This is a genomic window from Streptomyces sp. NRRL F-5126 (assembly GCF_000721265.1).
In the GTDB taxonomy this organism is placed as follows: Bacteria; Actinomycetota; Actinomycetes; order Streptomycetales; family Streptomycetaceae; genus Streptomyces.
In genome coordinates, this window is sequence record NZ_JOFZ01000001.1 from 374,766 (window position 1) to 390,074 (window position 15,309).

At 73.3% G+C, this 15,309-nt stretch carries 10 protein-coding genes; 6 read left to right on the top strand and 4 right to left on the bottom strand.

The window, feature by feature from the left end:
- Window positions 1-101: 101 nt before the first annotated feature.
- Complete coding sequence (locus tag IH48_RS0101725; protein WP_420705431.1) at window positions 102-2,357, bottom strand: trypsin-like serine protease; 2,256 nt, start codon at window positions 2,355-2,357, stop codon at window positions 102-104.
- Between the two features lie 76 nt (window positions 2,358-2,433).
- Complete coding sequence (locus IH48_RS0101730; protein WP_030898100.1) at window positions 2,434-2,958, bottom strand: hypothetical protein; 525 nt, start codon at window positions 2,956-2,958, stop codon at window positions 2,434-2,436.
- Between the two features lie 529 nt (window positions 2,959-3,487).
- Between IH48_RS0101730 and IH48_RS0101735 the strand changes: the two genes are divergently transcribed.
- The 3 genes from IH48_RS0101735 to IH48_RS0101745 all read left to right on the top strand — a co-directional run bounded on the left by IH48_RS0101735 (window position 3,488) and on the right by IH48_RS0101745 (window position 7,895).
- Window positions 3,488-6,862: an ALF repeat-containing protein gene (locus IH48_RS0101735; protein WP_234434087.1), complete on the top strand. Its 3,375-nt coding sequence runs from the start codon at window positions 3,488-3,490 to the stop codon at window positions 6,860-6,862.
- Window positions 6,863-6,972: 110 nt separating this feature from the next.
- On the top strand, window positions 6,973-7,362 hold the full coding sequence (locus IH48_RS0101740) for a hypothetical protein (protein WP_158710221.1): 390 nt from the start codon (window positions 6,973-6,975) through the stop codon (window positions 7,360-7,362).
- A 41-nt stretch (window positions 7,363-7,403) separates the two neighbouring features.
- Entirely contained in the window at window positions 7,404-7,895 is a 492-nt protein-coding gene (locus tag IH48_RS0101745) for a hypothetical protein (protein ID WP_030898109.1), read from the top strand.
- A 30-nt stretch (window positions 7,896-7,925) separates the two neighbouring features.
- Here the strand turns inward: IH48_RS0101745 and IH48_RS0101750 are convergent, their stop codons facing one another.
- Together IH48_RS0101750 and IH48_RS0101755 are read right to left on the bottom strand one after the other, a co-directional pair.
- Complete coding sequence (locus IH48_RS0101750; RefSeq protein ID WP_051838968.1) at window positions 7,926-9,515, bottom strand: hypothetical protein; 1,590 nt, start codon at window positions 9,513-9,515, stop codon at window positions 7,926-7,928.
- A 154-nt stretch (window positions 9,516-9,669) separates the two neighbouring features.
- A complete protein-coding gene (locus tag IH48_RS0101755) occupies window positions 9,670-11,052 on the bottom strand; it encodes a hypothetical protein (protein ID WP_030898113.1) in 1,383 nt (460 codons plus the stop codon).
- 351 nt (window positions 11,053-11,403) lie between these two features.
- Here IH48_RS0101755 and IH48_RS0101760 point away from each other — a divergent pair, with 351 nt between their 5' ends.
- The 3 genes from IH48_RS0101760 (at window position 11,404) to IH48_RS0101770 (ending at window position 15,159) form a co-directional block, all read left to right on the top strand.
- Window positions 11,404-12,075: a bifunctional DNA primase/polymerase gene (locus IH48_RS0101760; RefSeq protein WP_030898116.1), complete on the top strand. Its 672-nt coding sequence runs from the start codon at window positions 11,404-11,406 to the stop codon at window positions 12,073-12,075.
- 691 nt (window positions 12,076-12,766) lie between these two features.
- Window positions 12,767-13,525, top strand: coding sequence for an ABC transporter ATP-binding protein (locus tag IH48_RS0101765; RefSeq protein ID WP_030898118.1), 759 nt, complete (start codon window positions 12,767-12,769; stop codon window positions 13,523-13,525).
- A complete protein-coding gene (locus IH48_RS0101770; RefSeq protein WP_030898121.1) occupies window positions 13,522-15,159 on the top strand; it encodes a hypothetical protein in 1,638 nt (545 codons plus the stop codon). Before IH48_RS0101765 ends, IH48_RS0101770 begins: the two co-directional genes overlap by 4 nt.
- Window positions 15,160-15,309: the final 150 nt, after the last annotated feature.

Sequence of the window (15,309 nt, forward strand, 5' to 3'; positions counted from 1 at the left end):
TCCGGCCCCGGCACAGGCGTTCGAGCCCGCCCGACGGGCGCGCACGCGCGGGCCCGCCGCCCGGGAGAGAACACCCGGAGCGGCGGGCCCGCGTGCACTGCTTACCTCATGACGTAACCGAAGTACGTGCCCGCGGCCGGGAGGCCGCCCTTGCCGGGCTCGTACGACGTCACCGGGGCCGTCGCGCCCCCGGCGGTCACGTTGGACAGCGGCAGCGCGTAGGCGGCGCCGTACGAGGACGGGCCGTAGGGCATGCCCACGTAGAGCGCGGTGCCGGTGTAGTGGATGCTCGCGCCCAGGTACTGCTTCGTGCCGGGGGCGCCGGGCAGCCCGTGGCTGCCGGCCTGCAACCACAGGTCGTTGGCGCCGGGGGCGCCGAGGAGCGAGAAGGTGGAGACGGCTCCGGAGCCGGTCACCGGGGTGCCGTTGACGTTGATGGCCTCGTCCTGCTCGCCGATGGCCAGCTTGAGCGTCGCGCCGGTGCTCACCGCGCGGGGCGCGGTGTTGACGGCGGCGACGGTCTTGCCGAAGTGGTCGCCCTTCTCCGAGGCGCCGGTCACGTCGTCGTCATTGGTGCCCTGCGTGTACACGTTGAGCTGGCTGTAGCCGCCCGACGCGGTGATGTCGAACGTCTCGACCATGCCGGCCTCGGCATGGGCCACGCCGTCGCTCGTGGTGAGGGCCTCGCCGGGCGAGCCGACCACCAGGATCGAGTCGTCGGCCGCCGCCTGGCCCTGCTTGCGGTACGGGATCATGGCGAGTGACCCGCCGAACAGGTCGCCCACCTCGGTGCCTCCGGAGATCCCGCTCGAGTCCTGGGAGAGGGCGTACATCGGGGTCGGCTTGTGCTCGCTGTTGAGTGTCTGCTTGAAGACCTCCAGGTTGCCCGCGTCCTTGCTCCCGCTGATGGTGTCGTGCTGGGCCGAGACGACGATGTGGTTCGCGTCCGCGGCGACCACGCCGCCGAACCCGTCACCCGCCTCCACGGCGCCGCCGACACCGGTGCTGTCCTGGTCGATGCCGACACTGGTGCCGCCGTGCACGTAGTGCACCATGCCCGCGCCCGCGACGGAGCCGAGGGACTCGCCGGGCACGCCGATCACCACGTACGGCTCGCCGGCCGCGTTGGTTCCGGCGGCGAGTGCCTGGCCGAAGCGGTCGCCCGCCTCGCTCGTGGACCCCTTGATGGAGCCGCTGCCCGTGCCCTGCTCGAAGTGGGTGTCCTTCGTCGCTCCCGTGCCGAGGCCGCCGGGGGCGCCGTGCAGGATGTCGACCATGCCCGCGTCCGCCAGACTGCCCAGGTCCTCCGAGGGGGTGCCGACGACGAGGTCGGTGCAGCCGTCCTCGTCGTAGTCGACGGTCGCGAGCTCCTCGCCGAACCAGTCGTTCTTCTCGCCGCCGCCGGCCACCCAGTCGAGGTCCTGGTTGATCTCCTGGGTGCCCTTGCCGCCGCCGTAGACGATCCGGATCAGGCCGGCACCGGCGTCGCCGCCGACGGTGGCCTTCGGGTCGGAGACGGCGACGTCCTCGACGCCGTCGCAGTTGAAGTCGGCGACGGGGACGGCGCCCACCGTCGAGGCCACCCAGGAGCCCAGGTCGTCGACGCGGGCCGCGACGCCGCCCGTGCGGGTCTCGGTGCTGTCGATGCCGAAGCAACCGCCCTGGTAGGAGCGGCTGGTGAGGGCCGCGAGCTGCGGCGTCCCGTTCGACGTGCGGACCACGGGGCCGCCGGTGTCGCCCATGCAGGCGGCCACGCCGTCCTTGCCGGTGACGGTGGCGGTCGTGGCGTCGGACGAGTCGACCGTGTACGTGCCCGAGTGCAGGGTCAGCGGCGCCCACTCGGTCTTGCTGCGCCCGTACCCGGCGAACTGCAAGTCCTCGCCCGCGGTCGGGGCGCTGGTCGCGAGGGCGACGGGGGCGACATTGGTGACCGGCCGGTTCAGGCGGGCCAGGACCACGTCGCGGTCGGTGCGCGGCACGAGCTGCACGACGTCGCGCACCGCGCCGGCGTTGCCCGTCAGGTCCGTGCGCCCGATCGTCGCGGTCGTCTTCAGCTTCGGCTTGCCCGCGGGGACGGCGATGCTCGTGGCCGGGTCGTCGGCGAAGCAGCTGGCGGCGGTCAGCAGCCACTCGGGGTCGACCAGGGCGGCGGAGCAGCCGCGGTCGTGGTCGCCGACGATGACCTGCGCGCTGTAGCCGAACGCGGTGTCGGTGACCGGGTCGCCGGTGGTGGCGGAGGCGGGCGCCGTGCCCAGCGCGAACGAGGCGGCGATCACGGCGGTGGCCGCCGCGCCGAGGCGCATGCGTCTGCCGTGCCCGGTGTGTCTGTCGTGGTGGCGATGGCTGGTGTGTTTCATGACGTGGCTCCTGGAACGGGACGGCTGCGGAAGGCGACGGGACGCCGCTTGCGGCACAACAGGCTGCTGCCGGGGGTCACTTGTGGGCCCTGATCTCGACGAGCATGAAGTCGCGCCCGTCCGGGTCGGCGCTCTGGCCGATCGGGGTCCACGCGTTCGCCGGCACGTCGAAGGTCTTCTTGTCGCCGTCCGTGGTCATGTCGACCTGCGTCGTGTAGTCGTTGCCGTCGACGCCGTAGACCGAGGGGAGCTCCAGGGTCAGCCAACCCGAGTCGCCGGTGACGTTGAAGCAGACCTCGTCGTTCTTGAGCGAGTAGAACTGGAGCTGACCCGTGTCGTTCGCGCAGTCGGCCAGCGTGATGTGGCCGTCGCCGCGCTTGAGGACGATGCCCTTCTCCGCCAGGATCTTGTCGGCCTGCGGGTAGTTGAAGTCCTCCACCGCGTAGCCGGGTGCGTCCGCCGCTACCGCCTTGACCGGCGCGCCGTCGCCGTGGGCGGACGCCGTCGCCGCGCCGCCGCCCGCCGCCGCGCCCGTCATCCCGAGCCAGGCGAGTGCGCCGGCCGCCAGGGCGGCGCCCAGCGTGCGCGCCACGAGGCGCATTCTTCCCGGCTTGTTTCTGCCACGTTTCTTCATTGCAGCCCCAACGCTCGATTCCGGTTGAAACCAATCCCCACATGAACCCACTCGAAAATGGGCATGGCCATGAGCCCCACGGGAATTCCGCCCAGGGGGCTGCGTGATTTCACGGAGTCTGCAAATCCGAGCGCCACCCCCCAGCACCCACGACCTGATGTCGCATCAAACCTTCACGGTTCCGTCCGTGTCCAGTCAAATGGAATGAGGCAAGTCGGGGCAAAGTGCTACAAGTTGACTATGGTGAATCTCACATGGCGGAAAGGTTAAGTCCGAGTGCGAAGATAACGTGAAGGGCAAATAAAGATTCAATAACCGACCACGTACAGGTAATGCGGCAAGAATCCGCCCACCTCCGGTAATTGCACGTTCTTGCCCCTGGACAACGTCTGTATGGTCTGAATCGAAACGGCGCCTCCGCCGTATTTCTCCCTTGGACGGTGAGGCGCCGCTCGCGTGTCCGCACCGTTCGCATCCGTACGGAAAGGGTCACCTCTTGTCAGCACCAATGTGGGACAGACGCAAGCTGCTCAAGGTCCTCGCCGCGGGAGCCGCGCTCCCGGCCCTGCCCGCCATCGCCACCATGACCGCCGCACCCGCCTGGGCCGACGGCACCGCAGGGGACTCGGACCTCGGCCTGCCCGACACCGATCGGGGCAAGGCCGTCTTCGCCTACCAGACAGGCGGCCAGTCCGTCCGCGCGGCCGCCGCCGCCGCGCTGGTCGGCTCACCTGCCGCCGTATCCACCTTCCTCACCAGCGAACTCCCCTCGGCGAAGGCCACGGACAACCGCTTCGCCCTCATCTCCTCACTGCCCTACGCGGGCACCGCGACCCAGGCCGCGGCGAGTACGGCGCTGAGCGCGGGGGACAGCGCGATCGCCGCCTTCCTGGCCGACGGGTACCGCACCCCCGTCACGAACGACCTGCGCCTGTCCACTTTCACGGTGCTGAACAACAGCGGCACCGCCGTCCAGGGCGCGGCGAACAAGGCGCTCGACGCCGGCACCATGGAGGCCCTGCGCACGTTCCTGCGGGAGACCCAGTACACGGAAGAGGACAAGGACGAGAAGCTCGCGGTCTTCACGATCCTGTCCACCGCGTCGCCCGAGGTCGCCAAGTACGCCCAGCGCGCCCTGGACGACGGATCGCCCGAGGCGATCCAGCAGTTCCTCGTCTCCGGGCAGTACATCGCCCGTGCGCGCGACGAGGAGACCGCCACGATCGACCAGCTGGTCGCGATCGTGGAGCGCGAGGGCAAGAGGGCGAAGCTCAAGACGGACCAGGCCGTCGCCGCGTCCGACGAGGCGAAGAAGGCCGCCGCCGAGGCCAAGGCCGCCGCCCAGAAGGCCGCCGCCGAGGCGGCGGCCGCCAAGGACGACGTCGAGAAGTCCGCCAGGGCCGCACGGGCGGCGGCGAGCGCGGCACGCGGCGCCGCGGGTGCCGCGTCCACCGCGATCTCCGCCTCCCGCACCGCGCAGGCCGCGTCCAGCCGTGCCGCGAGGGCGGCGCAGGCCGCCGCCGCTGCCGCCGCCTCGGCGGGCAGTGCCGCGTCCCGCGCGTACCGCGCCGCCATCGCCGCGTCCAAGGACGCGTCCGCCGCGTCCGCCGCCCGCCAGGCCGCTCAGGGCGCGCGCAACGCCGCGAGCCGTGCACGCACCGCGGCCAAGGCGGCCGACGCCGCGGCCACCGCGTCCCAGCAGGCATCCTCCGCCGGCGCGTCCGCGGCGAGCGCCGCGCAGAACGCCGCGGCCGCCGCCAACGCGGCGGCCGACGCCGCGTCCTCGGCCGGCGTCGCCAAGTCGGAGGCCGCGGAGGCCCGTCAGGCCGCCGCCGAGGCGAACGCGGCCGCGGCACGCGCCACCAGGGCGGCGGGCACCGCGCAATCCCTCGCGAACAAGGCCGCCTCCTCGGCACGCGTCGCGCGCGACGCCGCCAACAGTGCGGCCGACCACGCGGACGCCGCCGCTGACGCGGCGGACGAGGCCGCGAAGCACGCGGGCGAGGCCGTCGAGTACGCCAAGCGGTCGACCGCGTACGCCAAGGCCGCCGTCGAGGCCGCCGACACGGCCACGAACGCCGTCAACGAGGCAGTGGACGTGGAGACGGCGGCGCGCGCGGCCGACGCCGACCGCATCGCCCAGGACACGGAGTCCGGCGTCGATGCCGCGCGCGTCCTCGCGCAGGAGGAGACCGACGACGCGGCGAAGGCCGACAAGCAGCGCACGCAGGCCGAGAAGACCTCCCAGGACATCACGGACGCCCTCGCCGCCGCCGAGTCCGCGCTCCAGGCGGGCGACACCGCCACGGCCGCCGCGACCGGCCGCAAGGCCGCCGTCCTGCTTCTCGACTCGACCGGCACCTGGACGCGCGAGGCCGCCGCCTTCGCCCTCGCGGGCGCGGACCAGGACATGGCCAACTGGCTCCAGGCCGACCGCCTCATCGCCCAGCAGCAGGACGACCGCGAGACGGTGCTGGCCGTCGCGAAGGTCTCGCCGCCCGCCGTCGCCGCCGCCGCGGCCGACGCGCTGGCGAGCGACGACCCCGACGCCGCCCGCGTCTTCCTCGATACCGGCGCGATCGAGGCCGCCGCCACGGACAACCGGGTCAAGATTTTCGCGCTCCTCGGCAACGACCCCGGCGCGTCCGTGAAGGCGGGCGCGGAGGCGGCGCTGGACGACGGGAGCGCCCAGGCGCTGCACCAGTTCCTCACCATCGACCTCCTTGACGCCATCAAGAAGGACGACCACGTCGAGGTCTTCCGGCTGCTCGGCACCGGCGGCGCCTACATGAAGTCGGCGGCGCAGATCGTGCTGGAGAGCTCCGCGCGGATGCGGCGCAACTTCATCGTCCACGACCAGTTCGACATCGCCCGCCTCGACCATGACGACGCCACCCACGTCGCCGCCATCCGCGCCTCCATCGCACACGCGGCGAAGATCGCGGCGACGGCGCAGCAGGACGCCGCCCTGGCGTCCAAGGCCGCCGCGGAGGCCAACCAGGCCGCCCAGGAGGCGGCCGACTGGGCGGCGAAGGCGCAGGGTTACGCGAAGGACGCCGCCGACTCCGCGCAGAAGGCCAAGGACAACGCGGACGCCGCGGACAAGTCGGCGGCCGACGCGGCGCAGTCCGCCGCGACCGCCAAGGCGGCGGCGAAGGTCGCCCAGCACGCCGCCCGTTCCGCGAACTACTCGGCGCGCCAGGCGGCCAACTCCGCCCAGCAGGCGGTCTCGTACGCGGCGAGCGCGCAGTCCTCGGCCGCCTCGGCGCGCGCCTCCGCCATTCAGGCGGGCAAGGACGCGCAGGCCGCTGCCGCCGCCGCGAGCGACGCCCGCAAGATCGCGACGCAGAAGGCGAAGGCCGAGGCCGCCGAGGCGGCGAGGAAGGCCGCGGAGGCGGCCAAGCAGCACCAGGCGGACGGCACCGACCCGTCGCAGACCTCGGACAACGACAAGCCCTGGTACGTGGACTGGGGGATCTGGCCCGAGGACATCGGCAGCGTCAAGGACTGGGCGTCGGTCACCGGGCACTGGTCCACGATCCTGGGCTCGATCGGGGTGGCGATAGAGGTCGGCGGGCTGTTCCTCCCGCCGCCCGCCGACGCGATCGCGGAGGCCATCGGGCTCACCGTGGGACGCGTGTCCTGGGGCCTCCAGGGGGTGAGCGCCGTCCTCAACGGGATCGGGTACGGCTGGGACAGCAACCAGTTCCAGTCGGCACTCGGCATGTTCGTCATCGGCGGGATCTTCATGGGCGAGTCGTCGCTGATCGGCAAGCTCGCCGGCAAGGAGGCGGCCCGGACGGTCGGCGCCAAGGTCTCCGGCGCCGTCCACGACACGGTCGTCTCGGTCGTGGGCTGGCTCACCTGGTAGTACTCGGGTAGGGCAGTGGGGCGGGCCGGCCGCGCGCCGTCCCGCCCCACTGCCCGATCGATCTCTCCCGTCCGCGCGGGTTCCCGTGCGGACCAGGCAAGGAAGGGCACATGCTGACACCCGATATGTCCGACACGGGGTGGTGGATATTCGCCATCCTGTCCGGGCTGGCTATGGGAGCGGTGATCGGCGCCCTGTGCCAGACGTGGCGCAAACGGTTGTACGCGCTGGTACTGCCCCCTCTCGGCGGCCTCGCCACCGCGCTCGGCCGCACCCTGACGCAGGGGGACTCGGCACGCGAGGCGTCGTACCTGTACACGCTGGCGATGCTCAGCGGGGCGATCACGATACTGATCTACCTGCCGTGGATGAGGCGGCAGATCGCCCTGCGCCAGGAGGGCAAGGCGGTGGCCGTACAGGAGAACGCCAACAAGTACGCGTGGGTCTTCCTCGGCACTCTCGTGCCCGTCATCGTCGGCGTGGCGTTCCTCGTCCACTGACCGGAAGCGGGCCTGAGGGCCTTGGTGCAAGGGGGGTTGAGATGCCGATCATCCTGTGGGTCGCCATCGCGCTGGTGCCGAACGTGGTGCTCACGTGCGTGCTGCTGCGCTGGCTTCCCGTACGCGGTGAGCGGTGGATACCGGCGTTGTCACTGCCGGTGCTCGCCGCGCTCGTGCTGGTCCTGCGGTTCGGTGCGCAGGTCCCGTGGTCCGAGGCGTTCGCCGGCGGCGCAGGGTTCGTGTGGGGCGCCGTGCTGGCGCTGCTGCCGTTTCGAGGGTGGGTGTCGTCATGGACGCTCCCCGTGCACGGCGAGGAGCGGCTGCGGTGGCGCGAGGTGCTGTTCGTGCTGATCAGCACCTTCACGCCGCTGTCGACGCGCAGGACGAAGGCGGCGGTGGACAAGGCGTTCACGCCGCGCCAGGTGAAGCGGCTGCGTGGGCCGTTCCCTTGGCCGCTGGGTGTGGCCCTGTTCGTGGTCCCGGTGCTCTGCGCGCTCGTCGCCGGGTGGGCGTCGGGTCTGCTGGAGCGCTGAGGGCGCCGGCGCCCGGCTTGCTCCTGCGCGCTAGAGGTCGGCGGCCGAGCGCTGCTTGAGGCCGTACTTCGTCGCGATGGCGTTCCACAGCTTGGCGGCGCGCTTCTTCGCCGTCGTCGCCTCGCCGCTCGACCTGTCGCCCTGGGCCTCCGCCGAGGTCCTGCGCGCGCTGCCGTGCTTGCACACCTTGTGGCTCTTGGCCTGCTGGCCCCACGTCGCGTAGTGGTCGTCGGCGGCGGCCGACGCCTTCCACCCGGCCTTGAGGGCGGACGCCAGCTGGTCGTGGTTCGGGAGCTTGTCGATCGCGAGCTTGTCGAGCCGGTCCGCCAGGCCGCGGCGCTGCTTCGCCGCGTCGTGCAGGTCGGATGCCGCGCCGTCCAGGTTCTTGCACGTCTTGATGTCGCCGACGGCGCCGATCACGGCCTCACGGCTGTCGTTGCTGTCGGCGAGGAGCTGGTCGAGCGCCTTGGCCTGGGGCTGCGCCGGGTCGGCAGGGGCCGACTTGCCGTCCCCCGCCGACGCGGAGGAGTCGGCGGCGACCGTCGCGTCGCCCTTCTTCCCGTCTCCGCCGCCGCCGCTCAGCAGCGCGCCGACGCCGAAGCCCACCACGGCGACCACGGCGACGCCTGCCCCGATGAGGATCGCGGGCGACTTCTTGCGGCCAGGTCTGCTGCCGCCGCCGTCGCGGAAATCGCCCTGGTAGCCGCCCTGGCCGCCGGGCGGCGGCGTGTCGTAGCCGGAGGGCTGGGGATAGCCGTAGCCGGATGTCTGCTGGTAGGCGGGGGGCTGGGGGTATCCGTAGCCGGACGACTGCTGGTGGGCGGGGGGCTGGACGCCCGCGGAGTCGTAGCCGTCGAACTGCGGCAAGTGCTGCGTGGCGTCGGTGTTCTGGGGTGCGGCGAGGCTGACCTGCCTCGCCTGGCCTATGCGTCCGCCGGACGCGGGCCCGCCGTTGCCGTTGCGGAAGAGGTTGTCGAACTCCGCGGGCGGCTGCCTGGGCGGCTCCTCGCCGCCGGGGGCCGCTCCGTAGGCGCCGCCGGGCGGCGGCGTGTGCGGGTCCTGCGGCGGCACGGGCGCGATGAACTGCGTCGCCTGCGCGTCCGGGTGCTGCGGGCCCGGCTGCTGGGGCTCGGGCTGCGGGAAGCCCGGCTGGGGGATCGGCTGATGGGCGGTCGGGTCCTGCTGCGGGAACGGCGGTATGAACTGCGTGGCCGCCGAGTCGCCGCCCGGCGGCATCGGGACGCCGGCGCCGGGCACGGGCGGCAGGAACCGCGTCGCGTCCGCGCTCCCTGGCGCGGGGCTCTCCGCGGGCAGGGGCTGCGCAACGCCGTACCCGTAGGACGCCTGGGAAAGCTGCGACGGGTCGGACGCGTCGGACTCCTGCGGGTAGGACGGGCTCTCGTAGAGCCTGCCCTGGAAGGACTGGCCGCCTCCCCCGTACGGTTCGCCGCCCGCGGCGTCGCCGTACGACGGCTGGGCATGCCTGCCGTGCCGCCCCTGGCCGCCGCTCTGGCCCTGCTGCGGGCCGTTCGGGTCGTCGCCGGACGCGTGCCAGGGCTGCGCCCACGGCTGCTCGCCTCCGGGCGCGACCCGTTCATCCCCTTGCCCGCCGTGCGTCACCAGGACTCCTACGTGTGGAACGTGTGGACCTTCGGAACCGTCGGCTCACGCTACCGGGTGAATCCAGGGCTCTGCCACGGGCTCCGCCTCACGTGACGAACGTCCCCCGCCGCTCCCCCCGGTGAGATGGCGGCCCTCCCCGGCCGCCCGCACCTCACGCGACATGCACCTCCGTCTCCGCGGCGAACTCCCGCACCACCGGCTCGCTCCCGTACGGCTCAAGACGCAGCCTGAGGTCCTCCAGGTACTCCGTGCCGCGGCTGGAGCGCAGGGTGCCGAGGAGTTCGGCCGCCTGCGCGCCCGTCCTGCACGCCTCTTCCACCTCGCGCTGCTGGACCTGCGCCGCCGCGAGCACCACGAGGCCGATGGCCCTGCGCCGCGCGCGCGTTTCCGGATGGCCTTCGAGCGCGTCACGCGCGTGCTGCGCCGCCGCCTGGGGGCGGCCGAGGTCGCGGTAGCAGTGCGCCAACTCGTCCGCCAGGTAGGCCTGGTCGAAGTGGGCGATCCAGTCGGGATCGTCCGCCGGGTCGTCACCCGCCCTGTCGAGCGCGGTCTGCGCCCTGTTCGCGACCTCTTGACAGAGGTGCGCGTCGCCCATGAGCGCGTGCCCTCTCGCCTCCGCCGCGTAGAACATCGCGAGCGCGCGCTCCGGCACGTGCCCCCGTGCGCCCTCCTGCGCCGCCCTGGCGAGCTGGGTGATCTCGCGCGGGTTGCCGAGCTGCGCGGCGAGATGGCTCATCGACGCCGCCAGCACGTACCCGCCGTAGCCGCGGTCGCCCGACGCCTGCGCCAGCCGCAGCGCCTGGATGTAGTAGCGCTGCGCGAGGCCCGGCTGTCCCGTGTCGACGGCCATGTACCCGGCGAGTTCGGTCAGGCGCGCGACGGCCGCGAACAGGCGTCTGCCGACCGCGTCCGGATACGACCCCGCCAGCAGCCCCGACACGACGCTGTTGAGGTAGTGCACGACGACGGGACGCACGTGTCCGCTGCCGAAACGGTGGTCGAGATCGTTGAGCGCCGCCGTCATGGCCACGACCGCGTCCACGTCAGCGTGGCCGACGCGCGCACCCGACGACCGCTCGACTGCCGCGTCGGCGCCGGTGATCAGCCAGTCCCTGCTGGGCTCGACGAGCGCCGACGACGCGACGGACGACCCGGCCAGGAAGTCGCGGCGGCCGACATCGCTGCGCCACAACTCGCAGACCTGCTCGATCGCGCCGACGACCGTGGGTGCGAACTGCAGTCCCACGCCCGACGCGAGGTGCTTGCCGTTGGCCATGCCGATCTCGTCGATCGTGACCGTACGGCCGAGCTTGCGCCCGAGCGCCTCGGCGACGATGGCGGGCGCGCGCCCCCGCGGCTGCTGGCCGCGCAGCCACCGCGCCACGGACGTCTTGTCGTACCGCAGGTCGAGGCCGCGTTCGTGGCCGACCATGTTGACGCGCCGGGCGAGCCCGGCGTTGGAGCACGCCGCTTCCTGGATCAGCGCCTGAAGCCGTTCGTTCGGCTGGCGCGCGACGAGAGGTCTGGCTGCCAATGAATACCTCCTGTGCCCGCAGTGATCATCTCCGTGACACTGCCCTGCGGATATGCGGAGAATGCGGAAGTTCAGCGTTATTGATGACGTTCGCGCTGTTCACCGGGTGTGTCGGAGGCGCCGCCTGGGACGCTGGCGCCGACCGGTGCGCCCGGGACCGCCCGCCCCCGGCTGCCTCCGTCCCGGCCGCGCGTCCAGTCCCCGCAGAGGGCTACCCGCCACGGCGGCGCGGCCTCGCGCGCGCCCCCGGCAGTGCACCGGTGCGCCCCGGATGCCGGATCCGGCCCTTTCGCGAGCGGGGGCGCACGCCGTGACGGTCCGGTGCCGTAACCCGGCGTGGCGGCGGGAGTTGTGCTGTTCGTGGAAGAGAGCATCGGTGTCAAGGACGCCGCCAGGATCCCCGGTCAGCGCACGCAACTCCCCCTCGACAGCGCCGTGATGTACACGGAGGAACGCCACTGGGACGTTTTCCCAGGGACCTGGCTGGAGGCGGCAGGCGGCGCGGAGACCTGCTCCTGCGGGCAGCCGGAGTGCACTGCCCCCGGCGCGCACCCGGCGGGCGACGGCTGGGCGACGGAGGCGACCGGCAGCGGCGCCACGGCGCGCAGGCTCTGGGCGCGGCAGCCGATGGCCTCGGTGCTGCTGCCGACGGGGCGCGCGTTCGACGTGCTGGACGTGCCGGAGTCGGCGGGTTTCCTGGCACTCGCGCGCATGGAGCGCATGGAGCTGCCGCTCGGCCCGGTCGTGCGCACGCCCGACCGCAGGATGCTCTTCTTCGTGCTGCCCGGCGGCGCCGCGAAGGCGGCCGGACTCGTGCGTGCCCTCGGCTGGTCGCCGACGGCGATCGACCTGGTGTCGCGCGGCGAGGGCCACTACGTGGCTGCGCCGCCGACGCGGATCGGCGGGATGGGCGCGGTCCAGTGGGCGCGCAGGCCCACCCGGGCCAACCGCTGGCTGCCGGACGCCGATGAGATGATCAGCCCGCTCGCGTATGCCTGTGGACAAGAGGCACGAATGTCGTAGACCGCCCGTAGCCTGGTTCGCGAGCCTGGCGCACCGGGCACGCCTCCACCCGCTCTCCACCCGCTTCTCCCACCGCGGGCCGATGCCAGGAGCGTGCCCGGTGCATACGCTGGGCCCGTTCACGGGGGCGACGCACGGGGAGAGGTGCAGCAGGATGCCGGACCAGGCACGGCCGGAGAGCGGAGAGCCGCGGGGCCCGGAGGGTCCGCGGGAGGGGCGGCAGCGGCCCGACCAGCCGCGTGGCCCGCTGCCGCGGGAGGCGGCCGACCGCCCGGCAGGTCAGCCGTCGCCGGGGGCGGACGGCGCCGCGCCGGGCCGTGGGCCGGGTGGCGCCGGGCCAGAGACTCGGCGGCCGACGGGCTCGGTGGCGCCCGGGACACCGCAGGACCGGGCGCCCGAGGGCGGCCCCCGCGCGCGGGAAGCGGCCGGGCCGCCGGAGCAGCCGCCCGCCGAGGGCCGAGTACGGCCGGAGCCGCAGGCGCGTGCACGGGCGCACGCGCAAACGCGGCAGCCGGGGACGTATGACGCGGCGCCGAGACAGGGCGCGCGGGCGCCCGAAGGCGCCCCGTGGACGCAGGGGCAGGCCGCACAGTCGCCGGGGACGTACGGCGCCGCACCGGGTCAGGGGCCGAGCGGTCCGGGGCCGGAGGCCCGACGCCCATCGGCGGCGCGGGGCGGGCGCGGGGACGCGGTGCGCGTCGAGGGGCTGTGGAAGCGCTTCGGCGACCACGTCGCCGTCGCCGGCGTCGACCTCACGCTGCCCGCAGGACAGTTCATCGGCCTCGTCGGGCCCAACGGCGCGGGCAAGACCACGACGCTTTCCATGATCACCGGGCTGCTCAGGCCCGACCAGGGCCGGGTGACGGTCGCCGGGCACGACGTGTGGCGCGACCCGGCGGAGGTGAAGGCCCGCATCGGGGTCCTGCCCGAGGGCCTGCGACTCTTCGAGCGCCTCTCGGGCAGCGAACTGCTCGCCTACACGGGCAGGCTGCGCGGGCTGCCGGGCGCCGAGGTCGACAAGCGCGCCGATCAGCTGATCGACGTGCTGGGCCTGACGGGCGCGCGCGACAAGCTCGTCGTCGACTACTCGACGGGCATGCGCAAGAAGATCGGCCTCGCCGCCGCGCTGCTGCACAACCCCGAGGTCCTCTTCCTCGACGAGCCGTTCGAGGGCGTCGACCCCGTCTCCGCGCAGACCATCCGCGAGGTCCTGGTCAGGTACACGGGTTCCGGCGCGACGGTGGTCTTCTCCAGCCATGTGATGGAGCTGGTGGAGTCGCTGTGCGACTGGGTCGCGGTCATGGCGGCCGGCCGGATCCGCGCCCAGGGCACGCTGGACGAGGTGCGCGGGTCCGCGCCGTCCCTGCAGAACGCCTTCCTCGAACTGGTCGGCGCGCAGGGCCGCGCCGCCGGCGACTCGCTGGACTGGCTCGGCGGTGGCACGCGATGACGACCGGCACGTACACGCCCCCGGCCGGCTCCACGCACGCGCCCGTGGCCAAGGGCGCGCTCACGCCCACCTTCGTACGGCTCAAGCTCGCCCTCCTGCGCAACGGCCTGCGCCAGTCGTCCGGCAGGACGGTGGTGTGGGTGACATCGCTGGTGCTCGTCGTGCTGCTGTCCGCGGGCGTGCTCGTCGGGCTCGCCGCGCTGCGCGGCGTGGACGACGCGGCGGCGCCCGTCGTCCTCATCACGATGCTGCTGGCCATCGCGTGGGCGGTGATGCCGCTCTTCTTCCCCAGCGGCGACGAGACGCTCGACACCACACGCCTCGCGATGCTCCCGCTGCGCCCCGGGCCGCTCACGCGCGCGCTGCTGGTCACGTCGCTCGTCGGCATGGGTCCGGTGTTCTCGCTCTGCCTCCTGGCGGGCGCCGCCGTCGCGACGGCCCACGGCGCGGCGGCCGCGGTCGTCTCGGTGGTGGCCGTCGTCGTCTCGCTGCTGACGTGCGTCGGCCTCGCGCGGGCGATAGCCGCCGCCAACACCCGCCTGCTGACGTCGCGCAAGGGCCGCGACCTCGCCGTGCTCAGCGGCCTGGTGATCGCGGTCGGCATCCAGGTCGTCAACTTCGTACTGCAGCGCATCGGCAAGTCGTCAGGACTGTCCTCGCTCGACCCGACCGCGCACGTGGTGCGCTGGATCCCGCCCGCCTCCGCGTTCGGCGCCGTGCAGTCGGCGGGCGACGGCGCGTACGGGGCCATGGCGGGCCAGCTGCTGCTCGCGGTCGCGCTGCTCGTGGCGGTCCTCGTCATGTGGCAGCGGTCACTGGTGAAGCTGATGACCGCGCCGGACAGTTCGACGATCTCCGCGGCCGAGCCCAAGCGGCGCCGCCGCGCCGCCGGCCGTGCGTCGCTGCTGCCCGAGGGCAGGACGAGCACGGCGATGCTGCGCACGCTGCGCTACCTCGTACGCGAGCCGAAGACGAAGGCGGCGCTCGTGACGTCGCTGGCGATCGGGCTGATCGTGCCGGTGTTCAACGCGCTGGAGGGCGCGAGCACGATCTACTTCGGCTGCTTCGCCGCGGGCATGCTCGGCACGATGATGTACAACCAGTTCGGCCAGGACGGCTCCGCGTTCTGGATGGTGGCCATGTCCATCTCGTCGAGGCGTGACGCCTACCTGGAACTGCGCTCACGCGCGCTGGCGCTGCTGCTCGTGACGCTGCCCTACTCGGCGCTGGTCAGCGTGGTGATGGCGGCCCTGACGCACCAGTGGCACCGGCTGCCGGAAGTCCTCGGCCTGTCCTGGGCGCTGCTCGGCGCGCTGGTCGCCGCGGGCGCCGTCACCTCGGCCCGGCTGCCCTACTCGATCCCGCAGGAGAGCCGCAAGAACGTCGCCCCGGGCCAGACGAGCCTGGCGACGATGTCCCTGCTGGGCGGGATGCCGGCGGCGGCGCTCGTGGGCGCCCCGGTCCTCGGCCTCACGCTGTGGCTGCACCTGGCGGGCCACAACGCGTGGACGTGGCTGCTGCTGCCGGTGGGCACGGTGTACGGGGTCCTGATCGCCTGGGCGGGCCTGCGCACGGCCGCGCGGCCGCTGGCGGACAGGCTGCCGGAGATCCTGGCGGCGGTCAGCAAGGGCTGAGGCCTTGAGCCTGGTGCGGTCCGTGCGGTCCGTTCGGTCCGTGCGGGCCGCCCGGCCCGGGCCGCCGTCCTTCGTCCACGTTCCGTGGCGGGAAGGCGCACGGACCGCACATGCCCGGCCGGGCCCGGCCCGGCAGTCCGGGACTCAGGG

Coding starts and splice junctions, on each gene's coding strand:
- IH48_RS0101725 (WP_420705431.1), bottom strand. CDS start 2,357: ATGAAACACACCAGCCATCGCCACCACGACAGACACACCGGGCACGGC.
- IH48_RS0101730 (WP_030898100.1), bottom strand. CDS start 2,958: ATGCGCCTCGTGGCGCGCACGCTGGGCGCCGCCCTGGCGGCCGGCGCA.
- IH48_RS0101740 (WP_158710221.1), top strand. CDS start 6,973: ATGCTGACACCCGATATGTCCGACACGGGGTGGTGGATATTCGCCATC.
- IH48_RS0101745 (WP_030898109.1), top strand. CDS start 7,404: ATGCCGATCATCCTGTGGGTCGCCATCGCGCTGGTGCCGAACGTGGTG.
- IH48_RS0101770 (WP_030898121.1), top strand. CDS start 13,522: ATGACGACCGGCACGTACACGCCCCCGGCCGGCTCCACGCACGCGCCC.